Consider the following 3,217-nt stretch of genomic DNA (forward strand, 5'->3'; position numbering starts at 1 on the left):
ACACCGATATATTCTCCCACAAGAGGGGCAAAATACTTCGTAGTCCGTCCCGCACCTACCCCTAAATCAAGCATTTTCATGGTTGATAAACGCTCTTGCAGCAGGGTTAAAATTGTCTTTTCTGCTGGCTGTAGCGCGGTTAATTGGGCATAATAACCGACAATACTAGGGTCTCTATAGGTTTGCTGATTTTTATCCTTAATCATTCTCGATCGCTCTTTCCTCATAATCTGGCTGTTTTTCTCTTACTAATAATTCACCTTCCCAACCGCCAATTACTTCTTCAAAAAAGCCTTCTTGCCATTGGCTAAATGTAGTTTTTTCTTCTTGTTCTTTTAGAGATATTGGCTGATAAACTAAGGTAACTTCTAAATCTGTGTTTTTAAGTTCAGGCGGTAAAGATATTTGTAATGTTCCATCTTCTCCTACATGGGTTTTAAAACTAATTGTTTTCATGGTTTCGGCTAAGGTTACTACTATCATAAGGATAGTGTGATATGTCCTCGTCCGACAAGGTGCGTCCCCTGGGGTCTTTTAACCATAAAGACATCTTCACCCCAAACAGGTCGGACATGACAGAAACTACCATCCGATGAGAATGGCCATACATCCCACTCAAGACACCGTTACAGGGATCTATTCGAGATCGAACTCACGATGTTGCATAACCACGAGAAACTTGATATATTGGCAGTTGATAAATATTATTGAAAATTTACTGGTGGCATAAATATGTTATCAACTGATGTCAGACAAAAATCGATGATTAAGAGAATTGAGCAAGTTGTTTCTATTTTAATGGAAGATCGTCCTTTCTTTAAAGAGGAGCTTAATTATTCAGAAATAGTGAAACATTTGGTTGAATTATTTGAAAAAAAATTACCTTTTGAGGAATTTAACACTATGTCAGAGGCAGAATTGAAAGAGCATTGTAGCTTTATTATGTCCACAGAAATCCTGTCAAAAATTGGCGGCGATTTTACTCCTGAACAAATGGCTATTTTCGATGAAGCAATTAAGCGTAAATAGGTAATTATGAGTTATTTGCTAGACACTAATATCGTTTCTTTGATTATTAAGCGTGATCTTAAAGTTTATCAAAAAATTGAAGATGTCAAAGCTCAAAGAAAAAGTATTTTTATCAGTTGCATTACTTATTGTGAAATTAAGAGGGGATTTTTGGCAGTTGCTGCACCTAAACAAAGAGAAAGATTTAACAAACTTTCTCAGGATTATCAAATTATTTTATTAGATGATTTAGCTATTTTATAAAAAGCATCCGAAATTCATGCTCATCTTAGATTAAGAGGATTACCCATACAAACAGAAGATATTTTAATTGCTGCTACTGCTATAGTTAAAAGTTTAATTGTTGTTTCTAATGACAGTGATTTATTGAGAGTTGAAGGATTAAGTTTAGAGAATTGGGTAGAGTTATAAATTGAACACAATCTTTAAGTCATCCGACATATTTTAACAGCTTGAGTCAGTAAAGGGGTGCGTTACACTATGTTAACGCACCCTACGAGATCGGCGATCGCACTTCTAGGCAGCGAGTCGCAGGTTCGAGTCCTGCCGCACCCGCTTCTGAATTGTCGTTTAACTGAGATATTGTAAGTGATCAGAACAAATATAAAGATAAGGAGTCCATATATCATGGCAACAACGAAAGAAAATTACTACTTTCTTCATAACTTACTAGCAGCAGGAAAGTGGGAGGAAGCAGACAGGACAACATATACAATCATTAGTGGACTCGCTGGAGGAACAGTGCTTAGAGGATTCGATAATCTTCCTTGTGAAGATTTACGGACTATCAACCAACTCTGGCTACACTATAGTCAGGGTAAGTTTGGCTTCAGTGTCCAGAAAGACATCTATGAGAGTCTCGGCGGTACATCTTTGCAAAGAAATCTTGAGAGTCTCAAGAGAAGTGAGGGGTGGAGAAGTGCATCGGATAAAGAATTGTATGAGTTCGACTATAATCATCGGATTTTGGAGAAGTTCGCTTATCGCGTCGGCTGGAGGAGGGAGAATTGGGAATACCCAGATACCTTTACCTTTAATTTAATGACAGCACCCCAAGGACACCTCCCTTTTTCTCATTGTTTTGATGTTGGGGTTAACGCAGTGCATAAAGTTGCCCAAAGACTTGTGACCTGTAGTACAATTCGTTGAATAGAAAACAACATTGATAATGGAGATGGTGCGTTGCGGCGGATTATAAATTTGTTTTTTTTGACAGAATTAGTGGCCGCCTAACGCACCCTACAATATCTACTAAACAATAATTCAAGATGAGAATGTCCAACATTGTAAAAACCAGCTTACTCAGTTTAACAATTTATAGCTTGATCAACCTTTTCTCCATAAAGACACAAGCAGAAATAGGCGATCCCAATGGCTCCACTAATCAACCCCAAACAGGCTGGACACTATGGCAACGTTGGGATAAATTAACCGATGCAAAGATAGATTTCGGTTTCTCCAATATGGACTTGGGAGCAGGACTAGAATTACAGCAATTATGTTTTGGCGAAGTTGACACCCCCAATGCAGAGAAGAAACAACAAGAAACCTACTGGTGGAGATTAGACAATGACATCAATCAAATAGGTTCGGGAAAAATACAATATGGCTGTTGGATAAATGGTCAATTCAAAGCCACAAATACTGTTACTGCCTATAACACCTCTTTAGGAAATATTCCTTGCTTGCGCGTTAATCCTTCCGTGAAAAATGGCTTAGTAATTTATGAAGACTCTACCACTAATTCTCGTCCTTTAGGCATCGTTAAAAGTGGACAAATGATTAAAGGCGAATTTTTTCCTTTAATAATCTTTACAACCAATGATAATCTGAACTGGGTTGCCATAAAATCACCACAAGAAGGCTGGATATTAACGGGGAAAACTGGCATCAATGAAAATGTTTCTTTGTGTAAAAACTAAAAACTTAACCTACGGAAAAATTAGGTTTATACCCCCTGATCAAGAATCGAAAAATAACTTCTTGGGTATCCCCCCTACCTCCCCTTTCAAAGCTATCCATTAGTCGGATCTTTCTTAACAAAAAGAGAAGAAACTTAAAAAAAGGGTAAACGATTGATAGGTATAGTTTTGAAAGAAGGAATTAAGGTGGAGGTAAGCAAAAAAATGGAGAAATGGGCAGCCCAAGAATTACAGTATGCAGACCTAGGGGACACCAGAAGAAAGAA

Annotated in this window: 4 protein-coding genes and 2 pseudogenes; 4 read left to right on the plus strand and 2 right to left on the minus strand. The window is 37.6% G+C overall.

What is annotated here, in order from left to right; translation table 11 throughout:
- Positions 1–206: pseudogene (locus PX636_RS01265) on the minus strand (class I SAM-dependent methyltransferase); the annotation flags it as partial.
- Entirely contained in the window at positions 199–483 is a 285-nt protein-coding gene (locus tag PX636_RS01270; protein WP_002798158.1) for a hypothetical protein, read from the minus strand. The pseudogene PX636_RS01265 and the gene PX636_RS01270, both read right to left, overlap by 8 nt.
- Before the next feature lie 249 nt (positions 484–732).
- On the opposite strand from PX636_RS01270, the gene PX636_RS01275 reads away from it, so the two are divergent.
- The 4 genes and pseudogenes from PX636_RS01275 to PX636_RS01290 all read left to right on the plus strand — a co-directional run bounded on the left by PX636_RS01275 (position 733) and on the right by PX636_RS01290 (position 2,951).
- Entirely contained in the window at positions 733–1,029 is a 297-nt protein-coding gene (locus tag PX636_RS01275) for a hypothetical protein (RefSeq protein WP_288115972.1), read from the plus strand.
- Positions 1,030–1,035: 6 nt separating this feature from the next.
- Positions 1,036–1,440 (plus strand): annotated as a pseudogene (locus PX636_RS01280) (type II toxin-antitoxin system VapC family toxin).
- A 216-nt stretch (positions 1,441–1,656) separates the two neighbouring features.
- Positions 1,657–2,178: a GUN4 domain-containing protein gene (locus PX636_RS01285; protein WP_288115973.1), complete on the plus strand. Its 522-nt coding sequence runs from the start codon at positions 1,657–1,659 to the stop codon at positions 2,176–2,178.
- A 125-nt stretch (positions 2,179–2,303) separates the two neighbouring features.
- Positions 2,304–2,951 (plus strand): SH3 domain-containing protein, encoded by a 648-nt coding sequence (locus PX636_RS01290; protein WP_288115974.1) that lies wholly within the window; start codon positions 2,304–2,306, stop codon positions 2,949–2,951.
- Positions 2,952–3,217: the final 266 nt, after the last annotated feature.

The sequence above is a fragment of the Microcystis sp. M53598_WE2 genome, from assembly GCF_030067735.1.
GTDB classification, from domain to species: domain Bacteria; phylum Cyanobacteriota; class Cyanobacteriia; order Cyanobacteriales; family Microcystaceae; genus Microcystis; species Microcystis aeruginosa.